General features: G+C 63.0%; 17 protein-coding genes. 10 read left to right on the plus strand and 7 right to left on the minus strand.

Annotated elements, in window-relative coordinates:
- Positions 1–134: 134 nt before the first annotated feature.
- From TU80_RS28220 to glnT, 5 genes are all read right to left on the minus strand, one after another.
- A complete protein-coding gene (locus TU80_RS28220; RefSeq protein ID WP_046383912.1) occupies positions 135–1,460 on the minus strand; it encodes an ammonium transporter in 1,326 nt (441 codons plus the stop codon).
- 188 nt (positions 1,461–1,648) lie between these two features.
- Positions 1,649–2,971: an FMN-binding glutamate synthase family protein gene (locus tag TU80_RS28225; RefSeq protein WP_046383913.1), complete on the minus strand. Its 1,323-nt coding sequence runs from the start codon at positions 2,969–2,971 to the stop codon at positions 1,649–1,651.
- Between the two features lie 15 nt (positions 2,972–2,986).
- Complete coding sequence (locus TU80_RS28230) at positions 2,987–3,661, minus strand: GltB/FmdC/FwdC-like GXGXG domain-containing protein (RefSeq protein ID WP_046383914.1); 675 nt, start codon at positions 3,659–3,661, stop codon at positions 2,987–2,989.
- A gap of 11 nt (positions 3,662–3,672) precedes the next feature.
- A complete protein-coding gene (locus TU80_RS28235) occupies positions 3,673–4,578 on the minus strand; it encodes a class II glutamine amidotransferase (RefSeq protein ID WP_046383915.1) in 906 nt (301 codons plus the stop codon).
- A 22-nt stretch (positions 4,579–4,600) separates the two neighbouring features.
- Entirely contained in the window at positions 4,601–5,935 is a 1,335-nt protein-coding gene (gene glnT / locus TU80_RS28240; RefSeq protein ID WP_057005902.1) for a type III glutamate--ammonia ligase, read from the minus strand.
- A 282-nt stretch (positions 5,936–6,217) separates the two neighbouring features.
- Between glnT and TU80_RS28245 the strand changes: the two genes are divergently transcribed.
- From TU80_RS28245 to TU80_RS28280, 8 genes are all read left to right on the plus strand, one after another.
- Positions 6,218–6,817, plus strand: a complete 600-nt coding sequence (locus TU80_RS28245; protein WP_046383917.1) for a helix-turn-helix domain-containing protein — start codon at positions 6,218–6,220, stop codon at positions 6,815–6,817.
- Positions 6,818–7,101: 284 nt separating this feature from the next.
- The gene (gene purU, locus TU80_RS28250; RefSeq protein ID WP_046383918.1) at positions 7,102–7,968 is read left to right on the plus strand and encodes a formyltetrahydrofolate deformylase; all 867 of its coding nucleotides are present in this window, start codon (positions 7,102–7,104) and stop codon (positions 7,966–7,968) included.
- On the plus strand, positions 7,965–8,870 hold the full coding sequence (gene folD / locus TU80_RS28255) for a bifunctional methylenetetrahydrofolate dehydrogenase/methenyltetrahydrofolate cyclohydrolase FolD (RefSeq protein WP_057005903.1): 906 nt from the start codon (positions 7,965–7,967) through the stop codon (positions 8,868–8,870). The genes purU and folD overlap by 4 nt, the downstream gene beginning before the upstream one ends.
- Complete coding sequence (locus TU80_RS28260; RefSeq protein ID WP_057005904.1) at positions 8,852–10,093, plus strand: FAD-dependent oxidoreductase; 1,242 nt, start codon at positions 8,852–8,854, stop codon at positions 10,091–10,093. The genes folD and TU80_RS28260 overlap by 19 nt, the downstream gene beginning before the upstream one ends.
- 13 nt (positions 10,094–10,106) lie before the next feature.
- A complete protein-coding gene (locus TU80_RS28265; RefSeq protein ID WP_057005905.1) occupies positions 10,107–10,406 on the plus strand; it encodes a sarcosine oxidase subunit delta in 300 nt (99 codons plus the stop codon).
- Positions 10,403–13,300 (plus strand): 2Fe-2S iron-sulfur cluster-binding protein, encoded by a 2,898-nt coding sequence (locus TU80_RS28270; protein WP_057005906.1) that lies wholly within the window; start codon positions 10,403–10,405, stop codon positions 13,298–13,300. Before TU80_RS28265 ends, TU80_RS28270 begins: the two co-directional genes overlap by 4 nt.
- Positions 13,301–13,303: 3 nt before the next feature.
- The gene (locus tag TU80_RS28275; RefSeq protein WP_057005907.1) at positions 13,304–13,876 is read left to right on the plus strand and encodes a sarcosine oxidase subunit gamma; all 573 of its coding nucleotides are present in this window, start codon (positions 13,304–13,306) and stop codon (positions 13,874–13,876) included.
- A 1,055-nt stretch (positions 13,877–14,931) separates the two neighbouring features.
- On the plus strand, positions 14,932–15,417 hold the full coding sequence (locus TU80_RS28280) for a flavin reductase family protein (RefSeq protein ID WP_057005908.1): 486 nt from the start codon (positions 14,932–14,934) through the stop codon (positions 15,415–15,417).
- 53 nt (positions 15,418–15,470) lie between these two features.
- On the opposite strand, the gene TU80_RS28285 is transcribed toward TU80_RS28280, so the two are convergent.
- Complete coding sequence (locus TU80_RS28285) at positions 15,471–15,689, minus strand: hypothetical protein (RefSeq protein WP_046383925.1); 219 nt, start codon at positions 15,687–15,689, stop codon at positions 15,471–15,473.
- 188 nt (positions 15,690–15,877) lie between these two features.
- Between TU80_RS28285 and TU80_RS28290 the strand changes: the two genes are divergently transcribed.
- Complete coding sequence (locus TU80_RS28290; protein ID WP_046383926.1) at positions 15,878–16,921, plus strand: LLM class flavin-dependent oxidoreductase; 1,044 nt, start codon at positions 15,878–15,880, stop codon at positions 16,919–16,921.
- A 50-nt stretch (positions 16,922–16,971) separates the two neighbouring features.
- Here TU80_RS28290 and TU80_RS28295 read toward each other — a convergent pair whose 3' ends face one another.
- On the minus strand, positions 16,972–18,147 hold the full coding sequence (locus tag TU80_RS28295; RefSeq protein WP_046383927.1) for a XylR family transcriptional regulator: 1,176 nt from the start codon (positions 18,145–18,147) through the stop codon (positions 16,972–16,974).
- 139 nt (positions 18,148–18,286) lie between these two features.
- On the opposite strand from TU80_RS28295, the gene xylA reads away from it, so the two are divergent.
- Positions 18,287–19,603 (plus strand): xylose isomerase, encoded by a 1,317-nt coding sequence (gene xylA, locus TU80_RS28300; protein ID WP_046383928.1) that lies wholly within the window; start codon positions 18,287–18,289, stop codon positions 19,601–19,603.
- Positions 19,604–19,733: the final 130 nt, after the last annotated feature.

The following is a 19,733-nucleotide window of genomic DNA, read 5'->3' on the forward strand; positions in this document are numbered from 1 at the left end:
CCTGCCCCGAGCGCTGGCGCCGCACCTGTAGGAGCGAGCTTGCTCGCGAAAAACGCCCAGGCAACGCGGTCATCCAGGATGCCCGCGCTATCGTTAACGACCTTCGCGAGCAAGCTCGCTCCTACAGTGGGCCGTTAGTGGTTGTAGGCGCGCTCGTTGTGCTCGGCCAGGTCCAGGCCCATCTCTTCCACCGACTCATGGGCACGCAGGCCGACCAGGGCATTGACCACCTTGAGGATGATCCAGCTGACCACGAAGCAGTACACCGTGGTCAGCAACACCCCCTTGATCTGGGCGACGACTTGGCCGCCCATGGTCACGCCTTCCACCAGGCCGCCCATGGACGGCACGCAGAACACCCCGGTGAGCACCGCGCCGATCATGCCGCCGATGCCGTGCAAGCCGAATACGTCGAGGCTGTCGTCGTAGCCGAAGCGACGCTTCAACACGGTCACGCTCAAGTAGCAGAACACCCCGCACAGCAAGCCGATGGCCAACGCGCCGCCGACGCCGACATAGGCGCACGCCGGGGTGATCCCCACCAGACCGGCCAATGCACCGCTGGCCAGGCCCAGGGCGCTGGGTTTGCCGACCTTGAACCACTCGGTGAACATCCAGCCAAGAATCCCCGCACACGCGCCCAGTTGGGTGTTGAGCATGACGATCCCCGAGGTGCCGTTGAGGCCGCCGCCGGAGCCGATATTGAAGCCGAACCAGCCGACCCAGAGCATCGCCGCACCGGCCATGGTCAGGCTCAGGTTATGCGCGGGCATCGGCGTGTTCTGGTAGCCCTTGCGCTTGCCGAGGATCAGGCATGCGGCGAGCGCGGCCACACCTGCGTTGATGTGTACGGCGGTGCCGCCGGCAAAGTCGAGCACGCCCCAGTTATGCATCAAGGCCCCCGAACCGCCCCAGACCATATGCGCCACCGGTGCATACACCAGGGTGAACCAGATGGCCATGAACAGCAGCGCCGCCGAGAACTTCATGCGTTCGGCGAAGGCGCCAGCGATCAGCGCCGGGGTGATGATTGCGAAGGTCATCTGGAAGGTCACGAACACGCCTTCCGGAATATCCCCCACCAAGCTCTCGGGGGTCATCCCCGCCAGGAACGCGCGGCTCAGGCCGCCGACAAAACTGTTGAAGGTCACCTGCCCTTCGACCATGCCCGTGGTGTCCACCACCATGCTGTAGCCGTAGATCACCCACAGCACGCCCACCAGCCCGGCGACGCCAAAACACTGGGTGAACAGCGAGAGCATGTTTTTCGCCCGGACCAGCCCGCCGTAGAACAGCGCGAGCCCCGGCAGGCACATGAACAGCACCAGCACCGCGGCGGTGACCATCCAGGCGGTGCTGCCGGTGTTCAAGGTGGGCGCATCGGCGGCCTGGGCCAAGGGGGCGAAGGCACAGGCGGCCAATAAGCCGAAGAGGGATTTGCCGAGAAGACGATTGATCATGTTCAAAGCTCCTGCAAAAGATAGGGGAGATGCATGTAGGAGCGAGGGGGACGCCTAGTTCTTGCTCGCGAAAAACGTCCAGGCAACGCGGTCATCCAGGATGCCCGCGTTATCGTTAACGACCTTCGCGAGCAGGCTCGCTCCTACAGGGGTGGAACGCCGTAGCAGCCGGCAAGCCGGCTCGTCACTCAGTAACCGGAACCCGGTATCCAACGGGTCCCCGCCAACGGCACCCGGGCCATGGCGGCCGACTCCACCGTCAGCGCCACCAGGTCCTCGGGGTCGAGGTTGTGCAGGTGCGACTTGCCGCACGCACGGGCCATGGTCTGGGCCTCCAACACCATCACCCGCAGGTAGTTGGCCAAACGACGCCCGCCTTCCACCGGGTCCAGGCGTTTCGACAGCTCCGGGTCCTGGGTGGTGATGCCGGCCGGGTCGCGGCCGTTCTGCCAGTCGTCGTAGAAGCCGGCGGCCGAGCCGATCTTTTTCAGTTCAGCGTCCAGCCGTGGGTGGTTGTCGCCCAGGGCAATCAGCGCCGCCGTGCCGATGGCCACCGCATCCGCGCCCATCGCCATGGCCTTGGCCACATCGGCGCCGTTGCGAATCCCGCCCGACACAATCAACTGGACCTTGCGGTGCATGCCCATCTCTTGCAAAGCCTGTACCGCTTGCGGGATCGCCGACAAAATCGGGATGCCGACGTGTTCGATAAACACTTCCTGGGTCGCCGCGGTGCCACCCTGCATGCCGTCGAGTACGATCACATCGGCACCGGCCTTGACCGCCAGCTTCACGTCGTAATACGGCCGGCTGGCGCCGATTTTCACGTAGATCGGTTTTTCCCAATCGGTGATTTCGCGCAACTCGGCAATCTTGATCGCCAGGTCGTCCGGGCCGGTCCAGTCCGGGTGGCGGCAGGCGCTGCGCTGGTCCACGCCGATCGGCAAGGTACGCATGCCGGCCACGCGTTCGGTGACCTTCATGCCCAGCAACATGCCGCCACCGCCGGGCTTGGCGCCCTGGCCGAGGACGATCTCGATGGCGTCGGCCTTGCGCAGGTCATCGGGGTTCATGCCGTAGCGCGACGGCAGGTACTGGTACACCAGATGCCGCGACTGGCCGCGCTCTTCCGGGGTCATGCCGCCGTCACCGGTGGTGGTGCTGGTGCCGGCGATGCTCGCGCCACGGCCCAGGGCTTCCTTGGCGTTGGCCGACAACGCACCGAAACTCATGCCGGCGATGGTCACCGGGATCTTCAGGTGGATCGGCTTCTTGGCGAAGCGGTTGCCGAGGATCACATCGGTGCCGCACTTCTCGCGATAGCCTTCCAGCGGGTAACGCGACACGCTGGCGCCCAGCAGCAGCAAGTCATCGAAGTGCGGCAACTTGCGCTTGGTACCGCCGCCGCGAATGTCGTAGATGCCGGTTTCGGCGGCACGCTGGATTTCCTGGATGGTCAGGCGGTCGAAGGTGGCCGACTCGCGCAACACTGGAGGGGTTTTTTCACTCATGGTGTAGCTCCTGGTTCAGTACGCGGAGGCGTTGTCGACTTTGAAGTTGTACAGCTGGCGGGCCGAGCCGTAGCGCTTGAAATCCGCCGCGCGGTGGGCGAAACCGGCGCGATCGAGCAGCTCCTGCAGCTCTTGCAGGTGCTCGCTGCGCATCTCTTTTTCGACGCAATCGGAGCCCAGCGACTCGACCGTGCCCTTCACGTAGATGTGGGTCTCGTACAGCGAATCGCCCAGCGCATCGCCGGCATCGCCGCAGACGACCAGACGCCCGGCCTGGCCCATGAAGCAGCTCATGTGGCCGATGCTGCCGCCGACCACGATGTCGATGCCTTTCATGGAAATCCCGCAACGCGCCCCCGCGTCGCCTTCGATCACCAGCAAGCCGCCATGGGCCGTGGCCCCGGCCGCCTGGGACGCGCTGCCTTTGACGCGCACCGAACCGGACATCATGTTCTCGGCGCAGCCCACGCCGACGTTGCCGTGTACGGTGATCGACGCCTGTTGGTTCATGCCCGCGCAGTAGTAGCCGGCGTGGCCTTCGATATCGATGGACACCGCCTGATTCACCCCCACCGCAAGGTTGTGCTTGCCGTTGGAGTGGGTGACGCGCCACTCGTTGTCGATGGCCTGGGCGTGCAGCGCCTGGTTGAGGTCACGCACGGTGGCGGTGGAAAGGTCGATGGTTTTCATGTGTGCGCTCCTTAAGCTGACTGGCGTTCCCAGATGTACAAAGTGGCCGGTGCGGGCTCCCAGATGCGGGCATTCTCGATGCCTGGCAGGCTCGACAGCGCCTGGTACTCGGAGGCCATGGCGACGTAGTCGTCGGTCTCGGCGAGGATCGCCGGCTTGCACGCGATCGGATCGCGGATCACCGCAAAACCGTTGCGCGTGCCGATGGCGAAGGTGAAGAAGCCGTCGAGGTCTTCCAGGGCGTGGTCCAGCGCGTCTTTGAGCGAGTCGCCCTGTTGCAGGCGCCAGGTCAGGTAGCCGGCGGCGACTTCGGTGTCGTTGTCGGTTTCGAAATGGATGCCTTCGCGCTTGAGTTCCTGGCGCAGGCGGAAGTGGTTCGACAGCGAACCGTTATGCACCAGGCACAGGTCGGCACCGGTGGAAAACGGGTGGCTGCCTTCCATGGTCACCGCGCTTTCGGTGGCCATGCGGGTGTGGCCGATGATGTGGCTGCCCTGCATGCTCGCCAGGCCGAAGCGCTGGGAAATCTCCTGGGGCAGGCCCATGCCCTTGAGGATCTCGATGCTCTGCCCGGCGCTCATGACCCGCACGCTCGGCGCCAGTTCGGCCAGGGCCAGGCGTACCGGGGCTTCGTCGGCGTGGACCTTCAACACGGCGGCGCTGGCGTTCTGAAACCAGTCCAGCGAACAGCCCAGGCGCCCTTCCAGCTCGCCCATCAGGGCTTTCCAGTCGAAGGCCTCGGTGGTCGCTTGCAGGGTCAGCTTGACCCAGCCATCGGCGACTTCATCACCGTAGATGGCAAAGCCCGCACTGTCCGGGCCACGGTCGGTCATGGCCTGCAACATCGGTTCAAACAGCTGGCCGAGTTGGGGTTCCAGCCGGGGGTTTTTCAGGTACAGACCTACGATTCCACACATATCAAGTCTCCGTCACACGGTGTCAGAAAAATTCGGTATAGCGCTGGACTTCCCAGTCGCTCACATGGCGGCTGTATTCCACCCACTCCATGCGCTTGAGTTTGATGAACTCACCCACGATCTGCGGGCCGAGCACCTCGGCGAACAGCGGGTCGGCTTCCAGCGCGTCGCAGGCTTCCTTGAGGGATTGCGGCAAGGTCTTGATGCCGCGCTCGGCGATCTGTTCCAGGCTCAGGCTGTAGAGGTTTTCATTGCAGACGTGGTCGATTTCCAGCTGGCGATCGATACCGTCCAGGCCCGCCGCGATGATTGCGGCGCTGACCAGGTAAGGGTTGCAGCCGGCATCCGGCAGGCGGAACTCCAGGCGGCCGTAAGGCACGCGCACCATGGCCGAACGGTTGTTGGCGCCAAACGCGATAAAGGCCGGGGCCCAGGTGGCGCCGGACAGCGAGTGGCCCACCACCAGGCGCTTGTAGGAGTTGACGGTGGGCGCGGCGAACGCACACAGCGCCGGGCCATGGGCGAGCAGGCCGGCGGCGAAGTGATAGGCCAGCTTCGACAGGCCCATGCCGCTCGGGTCGCTGGCGTCGTGGAACAGGTTCTTGTTCTCGGCGCTGCTGATCGACAGATGAAAGTGCATGCCGTTGCCGGCGCGTTTCGGGTCGGGCTTGGGCATGAAGGAACAGATCATGCCCAGGTCATTGGCGATCTCGCCGGCAGCCATGCGGAAGAAGGTGAAACGGTCGGCCGAGGTCAGGGCGTCGCTGTAGGTGTAGTTGATCTCGAACTGGCCGTTGGCGTCTTCGTGGTCGATCTGATAGACCTCGAAATCCACCGCCTGCAAGGCTTCGGTCAGGCGCTCCAGGAATACCCGCGAGCGCGACAGGCCCTTGTAGTCGTAGCAGGGCTTGTCGAGGTTGTCGCTGGGGTCGACCAGTTGCAGCTTGCCCTGCTCGTCGCGGCGCATCAGGTTGAATTCGGGTTCCAGGCCGGTGTTCAGCGTCCAGCCCTTGTCCTGCAGGCGCTGCACCTGCTGCTGCAGCACGTAGCGGCTATCAAAGGGATGGGGCTTGCCGTCGACATGCCCGACGCACACCACGCGCCCGTAACCCGGCTGCCAGGGCACCGGGGTCAGCGTGGACAGGTCACCCCGCGCCATGAAGTCCGGGCCGTGGGGTTCCATGCCCATGCCGCTGATGGCAAACCCGGCAAACCCGGCGCCCTCTTCGGCCACCGTCTTGAGCCCGCAAATCGGCACCGACTTGGTCTTGGCCGCACCGTGTATATCCACAAACTGCGCAAGCACGTACTTGATGCCGTACTTGTCGATGATGCGCTGGGTTTCTGCTGGCAACATTGCGTGTCACTCCTCGCGAAAGGCAAAACCGTGTGGGTGGGCCTGGACTGTCTCTTTATTCCTAAAAAGAAAGTTAGTTTCTCCACAGGAATGCAATACCCTTGCCAGATTCGCGAGCGGCCGATCGAAGTGCCGGTGAAAGCGCTTTTGTGCTGTATATATGGGAAAATTGTTTTCTCCGTGGGAATACGTGCCTGGGCACGGCCGCCAAGCGCCGCTGCTTGCACTTTCCTAGTGCGAAACTAATATTACTGAACGGAAAGCGTGCAGGATCTGATGACTATGTCCACCGAAACCGCCCCCCGCCTCAAACTCGAGCAATACCTGGGTTTGCAGATCAAACGCCAGCGCCAGGCCCAGGACCTGAAGCTGTCCGACGTGGCGAAGATTGCCGATATCAGCCAGGGCATGTTGAGCAAGATCGAAAACGCCCAGGTCTCCACCAGCCTCGACACCCTCAGCCGCCTGTGCGATGTGCTTGGGCTGCCGTTGTCGAAATTGTTCGCCGAATACGATCAACAGGACGGCAGTGCCTTGCTGGTCAAGGCCGACCAAGGCATGGAAGTGGTGCGCCGCGGGACGGAAAAGGGGCATACCTACCATCTGCTCAACCATACCCGGGGGCCGAAGAAGAGCTTCGAGGCGTACATGGTCAGCATGGACGACGCCAGCGAGGAGTTCCCAACCTTTGCCCACCCTGGGACCGAGTTTCTGCACTTGTTGGAAGGGGAGCTGATTTATCGGCATGGGAATCAGCTGTATCGGATGGAAGCCGGCGACAGCCTGACGTTCGAGGGCGAGATTCCCCATGGGCCGGAGGAATTGGTGCGGGTGCCGATTCGCCTGCTGTCGATCATGAATTACGGCAACGACAAAGAATAATCCGGACTCGCGATACACCTGAAGCACAGAGATCCAATTGTGGGAGGGGGGCAAGCCCCCTCCCACATTTTCAACAGCGTTCGATGCCACTGGGCCTGTGGAAAATTTCCTCTCAGTTAAAAAACTTTCCCAAAACCCCTAGACGCCCTGCGTCCATTCCCCTATAAAGCCACTTCAGGAATATTTTATTCCTAACAAGAAAATGCGCTCACGGAATGAGCCTGCTGTCCTCTGACGTTTTTTCGCTATGCGATGAGCTGCCGCCATCATCCCGAGGACGTGTCATGCAACACGAAAAAAACCATTTCATCATCAAGGTCACTTGTCCCGCGGTGTCCGGCATTGTCGCTGCCGTCACCACGTACCTGGCGGACAACGCGTGCTACATCGGGGAGATGGCGCAGTTCGATGATGACTTCAGCGGTCGCTTCTTCATGCGTGCCGTGTTCCGTTTCAACGATGGGCACGCCGGCGACCTGGAACAGATCCGCGCCGGTTTCGCCGACGTCGCCCAGGCCTTCGACATGCAGTGGGCGCTGTACGACACCCGCGAGCCGATGCGCGTGCTGCTGATGGTGAGCAAGTTCGACCACTGCCTCACCGACCTGCTCTACCGCTACCACAAGGGCGAGATGGACATGACCATCACCGCCATCGTCTCCAACCACCTCGACCTGCGGCCCATGGCCGAGCGCGAGGGCATCCGCTTTATCTACCTGCCCGTGACCAAGGACACCAAGGCCGCGCAGGAAGCCGAGCTGATGAAGATCGTCGACGACACCCGCACCGAACTGGTGGTGTTGGCGCGCTACATGCAGATCCTCTCCGACGACCTGTGCCGGCAACTGTCGGGGCGCGCGATCAATATCCACCATTCGTTCCTGCCCGGTTTCAAAGGCGCCAAGCCCTATCACCAGGCCTATCAGCGTGGCGTGAAGTTGATCGGCGCCACCGCGCATTATGTGACCAGCGACCTGGATGAGGGCCCGATCATCGAGCAGGAAGTGCAGCGCGTGGACCACGTGTACAAGCCCGACGACCTCGTCGCCATCGGCCGCGACACCGAAACCGTGGCCCTGTCCAAGGCGGTCAAGTACCACCTGGAGCATCGGGTGTTCCTCAACCAGGACAGAACGGTGGTGTTCCGGTGAGCGCGCCCAAACTGATCGACGGCAAAGCGGTCGCCGCACGGGTGCTGCTGCAAGTGCGCGAAGACGTGGCGCGCCTACACGAGCAAGCCATTCAACCGGCCCTGGCGGTGATCCTGGTGGGCAACGACGCCGCCAGCCAGGTGTATGTGCGCAACAAGATCCTGCGCGCCGAAGAAGTGGGCATCCGCTCCGTGGAGCATCGGCTGCCCAGCGACACCAGCACCGAACAACTGTTGATCCTGATCGCTCAGTTGAATGCCGACCCGGCGATCCACGGCATTCTCCTGCAATTGCCGCTGCCCAAGCAGATGGACGAACTGCGCGCCCTGGAAGCCATCGCGCCGCAGAAAGACGTCGACGGTTTCCACAGCCAGAACGTCGGCGGCCTCAGCCAGGGGCGCGCCGTGCTCACGCCCTGCACTCCCAGCGGTTGCCTGTACCTGCTGGAGCAAACCTGTGGCGACCTGCGCGGTAAACACGCGGTGGTGGTCGGCCGCTCGAACATCGTCGGCAAGCCCATGGCGGCGCTGCTGCTCAAGGCCGATTGCTCGGTGACGGTGTTGCACTCGCGCAGCCACAACGCCCAGGCCCTGTGCCGCCAGGCCGACATCGTGATCGCCGCCGTGGGCCGCCCACGCTTGATCGATGCCAGCTGGCTCAAACCGGGCGCGGTGGTGATCGACGTCGGCATCAACCGTATCGATGACGACGGCCGCAGCCGCCTGGTGGGCGATGTCGACTTCGACGCCGCCCTGCCCCACGTCGCCGCCATCACCCCGGTCCCCGGCGGTGTCGGCCCGATGACCATTGCCTTCCTGATGAAAAACACCGTGACCGCCGCCCTTGCGCAACATCACGCCCTACGCAGCCAATCGGAGGCCGTATGCCATTCAATCTATTGAAATACGGGCTGAGTTCGGAGTACCCGGTGGAGGTGGATCTGCCGCCGCCCAAAGAACTCAAGTCGAGTTACGACGTGGTGATCATCGGTGCCGGCGGCCACGGCCTGGCGACCGCCTACTACCTGGCCAAGTACCACGGCATCAGCAACATTGCCGTGCTGGAAAAGTCCTATCTGGGCGGCGGCAACACCGCGCGTAACACAGCGGTGATCCGCTCCAACTACCTGACCAGCGAAGGGGTGCGCTTCTACGCCGAGTCAGTGAAAATGTTCCAGGCGCTGTCCAACGAATTCGATTTCAACATCATGTATTCCGAGCGCGGCCAACTGACCCTGGCCCACACCGACGCCACCGTGCGTTCGTTTCGCCAGCGCGCCGAGGTCAACAAGCACTTCGGCGGGCGCACCGAGATGATCGACCGCCAGCAGATCCGCGAACTGGTGCCCAGCCTCAACCTCGACCCCGGCCACCTGCCGGTGCTCGCCGGGCTCTGGCACATCGACGGCGCCACCGCGCGCCACGATGCCGTGGCCTGGGGCTACGCCAAGCAGGCGGCCAAGCGCGGCGTGGAAATCCATCAGCTCACTGAAGTGCAAGACCTGATCATTGAAAACGGCACCATCACCGCGGTGAAAACCAATCGCGGCACCATCCGGTGCGGCTGCGCGGTGCAGGCGATTGCCGGGCACAGCTCACTGTTGATGGCCAAGGCCGGCATCCGCTCGCCGATCCAGACCTTCCCGCTGCAGGCCATGGTCACCCAGCCGTTCAAGCCGTTCCTCGACCCGCTGGTGAGTTCCTCGGCCCTGCACTGCTACGTGCAGCAAACCAGTCGCGGCGAAGTGGTGTTCGGCGGCGGTTCCGACCCCTACCCGCTGTTCAACACACGCTCGACCCTGGACCTCAAGGAAAGCCTGCTGGCCCATGCCATCGAGATGTTCCCGTTCCTGGCCAACGCCAAGTTGATGCGCCAGTGGGCCGGGATCACCGACATGACCCCGGACTACAGCCCGATCATGGGCCTGTCGCCGGTGAAGAATTACTACCTCGACGCCGGTTGGGGCACCTGGGGTTTCAAGGCCACGCCGATCTGCGGCAAGACCATGGCCGAGCTGGTCGCCAGCGGCGGCAAGGTGCCGGAGCTGATCAAACCCTTTGGCCTCGAACGTTTCTCGACCTTCCAGCAAGTCAATGAGATGGGCGCCACGGCGGCCAGTCACTGATGGAGAGCGGACTATGAAAATCATGATGTGCCCGCTCAACGGGCCGCGCAATATCAGCGAGTTCACCTACGGCGGCGAGTTCAAGCCCATGCCCGATCCGGTCAACTGCAGCGACGCCGAATGGGCCGACTACGTGTTCAACACCGACAACCTCGCCGGTGTAGTGCGTGAATGGTGGATGCACACGCCGTCCAGCTACTGGTTCCTCGCCGAGCGCCACACCGTCACCGACGAGATCCTGCGCACCTTCGATCCCAAGGAACTGTTCACCCACCGCGTCGACTTCAACACCCCCCAGGAGATCGCCGGATGAACCGCCTCCCCGCCCCCATGGGCCTGCTGATCCAACGCGATCAGCCACTCGATTTCAGTTTCGACGGCCACCCCTACCAGGGCCTGCAGGGCGACAGCATCGCCAGCGCCCTGCTCGCCAACGGGCGCTTTCTGATGTCGCGCTCGTTCAAATACCACCGCCCACGCGGGCCGCTGAGCATGGCCGGCCAGGACGCCAACAGCCTGGTGCAATTGCCCCAGGAACCCAATGTGCTGGCCGATGCCCACGCGCTGAGCAACGGCCTGGCGGTGACCGCGCAGAACGTCAACGGCACGCTGGACCACGACCGCGATGCCTATATGGGCAAGTTCTCCAAATTCATGCCGGTGGGTTTCTACTACCGCTCGTTCTACAAGCCCAAGGGCATGTGGAAAGTGTGGGAGCCGATCATCCGTAAAAAAGCCGGCCTGGGCGTGCTCGACCTGAACTTCCAGCCCGAGTACTACGACAAGGCCTACCTGTTCACCGACCTCGCCGTCATCGGCGCCGGCCCCGCCGGCTTGCAGGCGGCGCTGACCGCCGCGGATGCCGGGGCGAAGGTGCTGCTGATCGAGCAGCAGCCGATCCTCGGCGGTTCGCTCACTTATGCGCGTTTCGATATCGCCGGCACCCGCGCCGACAACCTGCGCCGCGAATTGCTCAGCGCGGTGCAGCAACACGCGAATATCCAGGTGCTCACCGAGGCCACCTGCAACGCCTGGTTCACCGACAACTACCTGCCGGTGATCCAGGGCAAGCGCCTGTACAAGGTGCGCGCGCAGCAGTGCCTGGTGTGCAGCGGCTCGTTCGACCAGCCGGTGATCTTTCGCAACAACGACCTGCCAGGGGTGATGCTGACCAGTGCCGCGCAACGCCTGATCAAGCTCTACGCCGTCAAGCCCGGCAAACGCGCGGTGGTGCTCACCGGCAACGATGACGGTTACCTCGCTGCCCTCGACCTGCATGACCAGGGCGTGGACGTCGCCGCCGTGGTCGACCTGCGCCACGCCCCCGCCGACCAGGCCCTGGCCGGCGCGCTGGCGCAGCGCAAGATCCGTTGCCTGACTAACAGCACGGTGTTCGAGGCCTTGCATGAAAAAGGCCTGCGCCATGTGAAGGGTGTCGATGTGCGCCAGATCACCGCTCAGGGCCAGGTCAGTGACAAGGGGCAGGTGATCGACTGCGACCTGCTGTGCATGTCGGCCGGCTATATGCCGGTGTACCAACTGCTGTGCCAGGCCGGCGGCAAATTGGCCTATGAGGACTCGCGTGCGGAGTTCAGCCTCAGCGGCCTGCCGCAGAACCTGAATGTGGCCGGTTCGGTCCACGGTCGGCACCAACTGGACAATGTGCTGGCGGACGCGAGCAACGCCGCCCACGACATCGCCCTCGCCCTCGGCTTGAGCCCTGCCGCAGCGCGTACCCCGCTGCGCAGCGAAGCCCAGGTCAACTTCAACTGGCCGATCTTCCCGCACCCCAAGGGCAAGGATTTCGTCGACTTCGACGAAGACCTGCAAGTGGCGGATATCGTCAACGCCACCCGCATCGGCTACCGCGATGTGCAGTTGGTGAAACGCTACTCCACCGTCGGCATGGGCCCGTCCCAGGGCCGCCACTCGGCGTTGCCGACCGCGCGCCTGGTGGCCTGGGCGACCCAGCGCAATATCAGCGAAACCGGGGTCACCACCGCACGGCCGCCGTTCGTGGCGGAGAAACTCGCCCACGTCGCCGGGCGCGCCTTCGACCCCTACCGGCAAACGCCGATGCATGCGCGGCACCTGCAGGCCGGGGCGAAGATGATGCCCGCCGGCATCTGGCAGCGCCCGGCTTATTACGGCAAGGCCGAGGACCGCGACGCGTGCATGCAGGCCGAAGCCCTGCATGTGCGCAACAAGGTCGGGCTGATCGATGTGTCCACCCTCGGCGGCCTGGACGTGCGCGGCCCGGATGCCGCCGAACTGCTCAACCGGATGTACACCTTCGCGTTTCTCAAGCAGCCAGTGGGCCGTTCGCGTTATGCGCTGATGACCAATGAACACGGGGTGGTGATCGACGACGGCGTGTGCGCGCGGCTGGCCGACAAGCACTTCTACGTCACCGCCACCACCAGCGGCGTCGACCGCATCTACCAGCAGATGCTCAAGTGGAACGCGCAATGGCGCCTGGACGTGGATGTGGCCAACGTCACCGCCGCGATCTGTGCGGTGAACGTGGCCGGGCCGGATTCGCGCAAGGTGCTGGAACAACTGTGCAGCGACCTCGACCTGAGCGCCGAGGGTTTCCCTTACCTGGGCGTGCGCCAGGGCACGGTGGCCGGGATCAAGGCGCGGCTGCTGCGGGTCGGTTTCGTCGGCGAACTGGGTTATGAAATCCACGTTGCCGCACGTCATGGCCTGGCATTGTGGGATGCGTTGATGGCCGCCGGCAAAGCCTTCGACATTCGTCCCTTCGGCGTCGAAACCCAGCGCCTGCTGCGCCTGGAAAAAGGCCACGTGATCATCAGCCAGGACACCGACGGCATGACCCACCCGGCGGAAATCGACATGGGCTGGGCGGTCAGCCGCAACAAACCGTTCTTCGTCGGCCGCCGCTCGGTGGACATCCTTGAAGCCCAGCCGCTGAAACGCAAACTGGTCGGCTTCAGCTTGCCCAAGGGCAGCGTGCAGCCGCTGGAAGGCCACCTGGTGCTCAACGGCCCGGACATCAGCGGCAACGTCACCTCGTGTGAATACTCCGCCAGCCTGGGCCGGATCATCGGCCTGGCCTACGCCGGGATCGACCAGAGCACACCGGGGCAATGCATTCCGATTCGCGTCGAAGGCGGCATCGTCGTCCAGGCCGAAGTGGTGCAGCTACCGTTCTTCGACCCCACCAACCAACGCCAGGAGGGTTAAGCCATGACCAGTCTGAAAGCCCACGAATTGCTCACGCCGCCCTGCCGCCTGATCGACCAGACCGACCTGCCCCGGGTCGGCTTTCGCGGCGCACACAGCGCCGAGTACCTCACGGCCCGCGGTTTCACCCTGCCCGACGCGCCCAACCGAGCGACCGCGCAGGCGGACGGCAGCTGGGTGGCGCGCCTGTCACAGAACGAATACCTGCTGCTGGGCAGCCCGGCGGATCAAGGCCAGCGCATCGCCGATGAAGAAGCGCGCTGGGAACTCGACCACCGCGCCCACTACCTGCTGCCGCGCCAGGACAGTCATGCTTGCGTGCTGCTCAGCGGCACGGTGATTGCCCAGGTGATGGCCAAGCTGTGCGGCGTCGATCTCAGTTTTCCGGCCTTCAAGCCGGGAGCGGTGGCGCAGACGGCGGCGGCGCGGATCAATGTGATCGTCATCCACTCGGGAAGCGTGGAAGCGCCAGCGTTCCACATCCTCTGGGACCGCGCCTCGAAGGACTACTTCGACGGCGCGTTGCGGGATGCGTTGGAGGAGTTTGGCGGGGTGGGGCTTGCCGATCGCGCGTAAAACCAGGGTCAACGCGGCGCTCTCGGGGTTTTCGCGAGCAAGCTCGCTCCTACAGATGACCCCGTCACCGTAGGAGCGGAGCTTGCCCGCGAGGGTCGTTAACGATGACGTGGTAAGCCAGGATTAACGCAGCGCTCTCGGGTTTTTCGCGAGCAAGCTCGCTCCTACAGATGACCCCGTCACCGTAGGAGCGGAGCTTGCCCGCGAGGATCGTTAACGATGACGCGGTTAGCCAGGATTAACGCAGCGGCCTCAGGTTTTTCGCGAGCAAGCTCGCTCCTACAGATGACCCCGTCACCGTAGGAGCGGAGCTTGCCCGCGAGGGTCGTTAACGATGACGCGGTAAGCCAGGGTCAACGTGGCGCTCTCGGGTTTTTCGCGAGCAAGCTCGCTCCTACAGATGACCCCGTCACCGTAGGAGCGGAGCTTGCCCGCGAGGATCGTTAACGATGACGCGGTAAGCCGGGGTCAACGTGGCGCTCTCGGGTTTTTCGCGAGCAAGCTCGCTCCTACAGATGACCCCGTCACCGTAGGAGCGGAGCTTGCCCGCGAGGATCGTTAACGATGACGCGGTAAGCCAGGATTAACGCAGCGGCCTCAGGTTTTTCGCGAGCAAGCTCGCTCCTACAGATGACCCCGTCACCGTAGGAGCGGAGCTTGCCCGCGAGGGTCGTTAACGATGACGCGGTAAGCCAGGATTAACGCCGCGCTCTCGCCAGAAAAACCTGTTCAGTTGGTATACCCCAACCGCCCCGCCCTGACCGCCTGCGTGTACTGACGCGTCGCCAGGCAGCAATCGATGAGGATCACGCTCGACAGCGCCACACGCCCCCCAGTTTTTTACACGACTGATCCGTAGCTCTGGCGCTAATCTGATCGGCTAATGTGCCGCATGGCCAATAGCCATTTATCGCCTTTACCCCAGTATTTATTGGATACAAGACCAAAAATTGACGTTCATCGGGCGCTTGAAAAAGCAGTTGCATGCTTTGTATTACGGTATACCATAATACCTACAAACCTATAAAAACCGCTCCACCGCCGAGGACCGTCCCATGATCGATGCCGCTATCTACAAACAAGTGATGGGTTCGTTTCCGTCCGGGGTCACCGTGATCACCACGCTCGATGACGACGGGCAAATCGTCGGGCTGACCGCCAGTGCTTTCAGCTCGTTGTCGATGGACCCGGCGCTGGTGCTGTTCTGCCCCAACTACAGCTCCGACTCGTACCCGGTGTTGATCAAGAACAAACGCTTTGCCATCCATGTGCTCTCCGGCGGCCAGCAAACCGAAGCGTATGCCTTTGCGCGCAAGGGCAAAGACAAGGCCCAAGGCCTCGAATGGACGCTCAGCGAGCGGGGCAATCCGATCCTGGCGAATGCCACGGCGGTGATCGAATGCGAGCTGTGGCGCGAGTACGAAGGCGGCGACCACGCGATCATGGTCGGCTCGGTGAAGAACCTCATCGTGCCCCAGCAGAACGCCGCGCCACTGGTGTATTGCCACGGCAAGATGGGCGCATTGCCCATGCCGGCTTAAGCCACACACAAAACTTTGTGGGAGGGGGCTTGCCCCCGATAGCGGTGGGTCAGCTACAGATAAGCTGGCTGTTCCTCCGCCATCGGGGGCAAGCCCCCTCCCACAGTTTGATTGCGGGGTGTCAGCCCCTCCCAGTGGCGTGAGACCACGCGATCATGGTCGGCTCGGTGAAGAACCTCATGCACGTTGAGGATGATCAGCACAGCCACCAGAATCACCGGTAGGCTGGCAATCACCGCAAAGGCCAGGATCAGTTTTTGTTTTATGTTCATCGGGCTCGCCTTCCTTGTGAGGTGAGGGTGTAACCGTTGGAGAGAAAAGTTTTGTGGATATTCCATATTATGGTATACCAACAATCAATCCGCCGAACAGCCGTTATCCCCGGCAAGCGTTACAACGGCGAGAGCACTTAAGGGCCCGCGGTCGACAGGCCGATCACAATAGATCCGAGGTACGCGTCATGAAGTTTTCCCTGTTCGTACACATGGAACGTTGGGACGAGAGCATCAGCCACCGCCAGTTGTTCGAAGACTTGACCGAATTGACCTTGATGGCCGAAGCCGGTGGCTTCAGCACCGTATGGATTGGCGAACACCACGCCATGGAATACACCATCTCGCCAAGCCCGATGCCGTTGCTGGCTTACCTCGCGGCCAAGACCACCACCATTCACCTGGGCGCCGGCACCATCATCGCGCCGTTCTGGCACCCGCTGCGGGTGGCGGGTGAATGCGCCTTGCTCGACGTGATCAGCAACGGCCGCATGGAAGTCGGCCTGGCCCGTGGCGCCTACCAGGTTGAGTTCGACCGCATGGCCGGCGGCATGCCCGCTTCCAGCGGCGGCCAGGCGTTGCGCGAAATGGTCCCGGTGGTGCGCGCGTTGTGGCAAGGCGACTACGCCCACGACGGCGACATCTGGAAATTCCCCACCTCCACCAGCGTGCCCAAGCCCGTACAGAAGCCCAACCCGCCGATGTGGATCGCCGCCCGCGACCCGGACTCCCACAACTTCGCGGTGGCCAACGGCTGCAACGTGATGGTCACGCCGCTGATGAAGGGCGATGAAGAAGTCCTGGACCTGAAAAACAAATTCCAGACCGCCCTCGACAACAACCCCGGCGTGCCGCGCCCGCAATTGATGGTGCTGCGCCACACCCACGTACACGCCGCCGACGACCCGGAAGGCTGGAAAGTCGGGGCCAAGGCGATCTCCAAGTTCTATCGCACCTTCGATGCCTGGTTCGGCAACAAGGAAGTGCCGGTCAATGGCTTCCTGGCGCCAAGCCCGGAAGAAAAATTCGCCGGCCGCCCGGAGTTCGAGCTGGACAGCCTGCACAAGACCGCGATGATCGGCACCGCCGCAGAAATCATCCCGCGCATCAAGTACTACCAGGAACTGGGCGTGGATGAGTTCAGCTTCTGGTGCGACAACAGCCTGCCCCATGCCGAGAAGAAAAAGTCCCTGGCGCTGTTTATCGAGCAGGTCGTGCCAGCGTTTCGTTGATCGGTGAATGACCAAGCCGCTTGCCTCTTCACGGAGCAAGCGGCTTTTTTCTAGGCCGCGCCTTGCTGGTATTCCCGCGGCGTACAGCCAAACTCACGGCGAAACACCGTATGCAGGTACTGCGCCGACTTGAAGCCACACTGCTGCGCCACATCGGCAATCGCCAGGGCGTGGTTTTCCAGGCCCTTGGCGGCGGCGGCGAGTTTGAAGCGCAGGATCTCGTCATGCACGCTGCACCCGCGTGTCTTGCGAAAGTGCGATTCCAGGGATGAACGCGATACACCGACATACGCCGCGACCTGGGCGGTCTTGATGCCCTGGCAGGCGTACTGGCGGATGAACAGCAGCGCCTGCATCACATACGGATTGCCCAACGGCTGATGCAAGCTGGAAGCCTGCACATTGATTGCATCCGGTGGCACCAGGATCTGCGTGCCGGTGCAGGGTTTGCCGTGCAGCATCTGATGCAGCAGCGCGGCGGCCGTGCGGCCCATGGTTTCCGTGCCCTGGATCACCGAACTCAGCGGCACCCGCGTGAGGGTGCGGGTCAGCGGGTCGTTGTCGATGCCGATCAACGCCACCTCCTCCGGCACGGCGATACCGGCAGTGAGGCAGGCCTGCAGCAATTGCCGGGCGCGGGCGTCGGTGACGGCGATGATGCCGATGGGCTTGGGCAGGCTTTGCAGCCAGGCGATCTGCTGCTCCACCGCGCTGTCCCACAACGGCGCGCTGGTGCCCAGGCCGCGGTACACCTCCACCGGCAAACCATCACGTTGCAGCAGGCGCTTGAAGGCCTTTTCGCGCTCCTGGGCCCAGCGATTGGCCTGGGCTGGCGGCAGGCTGAAACAGGCAAACCGGGTCAGTCCGGCCTCGATCAAATGCTCATACGCCAGCTTCATCAGCGCATGGTTGTCGGTGGCCACGTAGGGGATGCCCCTGGGGTAGGCACGCGCATCCTCATAGGAACCGCCCACCGCCACCACCGGCAGCTTGATATCGGCCAGTGCCTCGCCGATCAGCGGGTCGTCGAAGTCGGCAATGATGCCGTCGCCCTGCCAGCGCTCGATGCCTTTGAGGCGGCACAAAAAATCTTCCTCCAGGAACAAATCCCAGGACGCGCGGGTGCTGCTCAGGTAATTGCCGATGCCGGTGATGATGCCGCGGTCATAGATTTTGCTGCCGTTGAACAGCAAGGCGATGCGGTGGACGGGCGGTAGGGTTTTCATTGTTTTTGTCCTGAGGCCGGTCGCCACAGGTTAGACCCCGCCACTCAAAATCGCACTACACCTTGACGATTTTCATAATCGCCGGGCCCAGTGCCGTTGTTAGTATCCAGACACCGCCAAGAACAATAAGGAACACGCCATGACGTACTTCCCCGGTGTCGAGAAGGTTCGCTTCGAAGGCCCCGCCAGCGACGCCCCCCTCGCCTTTCGCCACTACGACGCCAACAAACTGATCCTCGGCAAACCGATGCGCGAACACCTGCGCATGGCCGCCTGTTATTGGCACACCTTCGTCTGGCCCGGCGCGGATATGTTTGGCATGGGCACCTTCAAGCGCCCGTGGCAGCGCAGCGGCGAGCCGATGGAAGTGGCGATCGGCAAGGCCGAGGCGGCCTTTGAGTTTTTCTCCAAGCTGGGCATCGACTACTACAGCTTTCACGACACCGACGTGGCGCCGGAAGGCAGTTCGCTCAAGGAGTACCGCAACCACTTCGCGCAGATGGTCGATCACCTCGAACGCCACCAGGAACAGACCGGCGTCAAACTGCTGTGGGGCACCGCCAATTGCTTCAGCAACCCGCGCTTTGCCGCCGGCGCCGCGAGTAACCCGGACCCGGAGGTGTTCGCCTACGCCGCCGCCCAGGTGTGCAGCGCGATGAACGCCACGCTGCGGCTCAAGGGCGCCAATTATGTGCTGTGGGGCGGCCGCGAAGGTTACGAAACCCTGCTCAATACCGACCTCAAGCGCGAGCGCGAACAGCTCGGGCGCTTTATGCACATGGTGGTGGAGCACAAGCACAAGATCGGCTTCAAGGGCGACCTGCTGATCGAACCCAAGCCCCAGGAGCCGACCAAGCACCAATACGATTACGACAGCGCCACGGTGTTCGGCTTCCTGCATGAGTACGGCCTGGAACACGAGATCAAGGTGAATATCGAGGCCAACCACGCGACCCTGGCCGGGCACAGCTTTCATCATGAGATCGCCACCGCGGTGTCCCTCGGGATCTTCGGCAGCATCGACGCCAACCGCGGCGACCCGCAGAACGGCTGGGACACCGACCAGTTCCCCAACAGCGTCGAGGAGATGACCCTCGCGACGTATGAAATCCTCAAGGCCGGCGGCTTCAAGAATGGCGGCTACAACTTCGATTCCAAGGTGCGCCGCCAGAGCCTGGACGAGATCGACCTGTTCCACGGCCACGTCGCCGCCATGGATGTGCTCGCCCTGGCGCTCGAACGCGCGGCGGCGATGGTGCAGAACGATCGGTTGCAGCAGTTCAAGGACCAGCGCTATGCCGGCTGGCAGCAACCGTTGGGCCAGGCGGTACTGGCCGGCGAATTCAGCCTGGAATCCCTGGCCGAACATGCGTTTGCCCACGAGCTCAACCCGCAGGCCGTGAGTGGTCGGCAGGAGATGCTCGAAGGCGTGGTCAATCGGTTTATCTACACCTGATCACGCAGCCCTCTGTGTAGGAGCGAGCTTGCTCGCGAAAAACGTCAACGATGACGCGTGATGCCTGGATAAACGTGTCGAGTTCGCGATTTTCGCGAGCAAGCTCGCTCCTACACAGGGGGCGGCGGTG

The organism is Pseudomonas veronii, from assembly GCF_001439695.1.
Lineage (GTDB): Bacteria > Pseudomonadota > Gammaproteobacteria > Pseudomonadales > Pseudomonadaceae > Aquipseudomonas > Aquipseudomonas veronii.

Coding starts and splice junctions, on each gene's coding strand:
- TU80_RS28220 (WP_046383912.1), bottom strand. CDS start 1,460: ATGATCAATCGTCTTCTCGGCAAATCCCTCTTCGGCTTATTGGCCGCC.
- TU80_RS28225 (WP_046383913.1), bottom strand. CDS start 2,971: ATGAGTGAAAAAACCCCTCCAGTGTTGCGCGAGTCGGCCACCTTCGAC.
- TU80_RS28230 (WP_046383914.1), bottom strand. CDS start 3,661: ATGAAAACCATCGACCTTTCCACCGCCACCGTGCGTGACCTCAACCAG.
- TU80_RS28235 (WP_046383915.1), bottom strand. CDS start 4,578: ATGTGTGGAATCGTAGGTCTGTACCTGAAAAACCCCCGGCTGGAACCC.
- glnT (WP_057005902.1), bottom strand. CDS start 5,935: ATGTTGCCAGCAGAAACCCAGCGCATCATCGACAAGTACGGCATCAAG.
- TU80_RS28245 (WP_046383917.1), top strand. CDS start 6,218: ATGTCCACCGAAACCGCCCCCCGCCTCAAACTCGAGCAATACCTGGGT.
- purU (WP_046383918.1), top strand. CDS start 7,102: ATGCAACACGAAAAAAACCATTTCATCATCAAGGTCACTTGTCCCGCG.
- TU80_RS28260 (WP_057005904.1), top strand. CDS start 8,852: ATGCCATTCAATCTATTGAAATACGGGCTGAGTTCGGAGTACCCGGTG.
- TU80_RS28265 (WP_057005905.1), top strand. CDS start 10,107: ATGAAAATCATGATGTGCCCGCTCAACGGGCCGCGCAATATCAGCGAG.
- TU80_RS28270 (WP_057005906.1), top strand. CDS start 10,403: ATGAACCGCCTCCCCGCCCCCATGGGCCTGCTGATCCAACGCGATCAG.
- TU80_RS28275 (WP_057005907.1), top strand. CDS start 13,304: ATGACCAGTCTGAAAGCCCACGAATTGCTCACGCCGCCCTGCCGCCTG.
- TU80_RS28280 (WP_057005908.1), top strand. CDS start 14,932: ATGATCGATGCCGCTATCTACAAACAAGTGATGGGTTCGTTTCCGTCC.
- TU80_RS28285 (WP_046383925.1), bottom strand. CDS start 15,689: ATGAACATAAAACAAAAACTGATCCTGGCCTTTGCGGTGATTGCCAGC.
- TU80_RS28290 (WP_046383926.1), top strand. CDS start 15,878: ATGAAGTTTTCCCTGTTCGTACACATGGAACGTTGGGACGAGAGCATC.
- TU80_RS28295 (WP_046383927.1), bottom strand. CDS start 18,147: ATGAAAACCCTACCGCCCGTCCACCGCATCGCCTTGCTGTTCAACGGC.
- xylA (WP_046383928.1), top strand. CDS start 18,287: ATGACGTACTTCCCCGGTGTCGAGAAGGTTCGCTTCGAAGGCCCCGCC.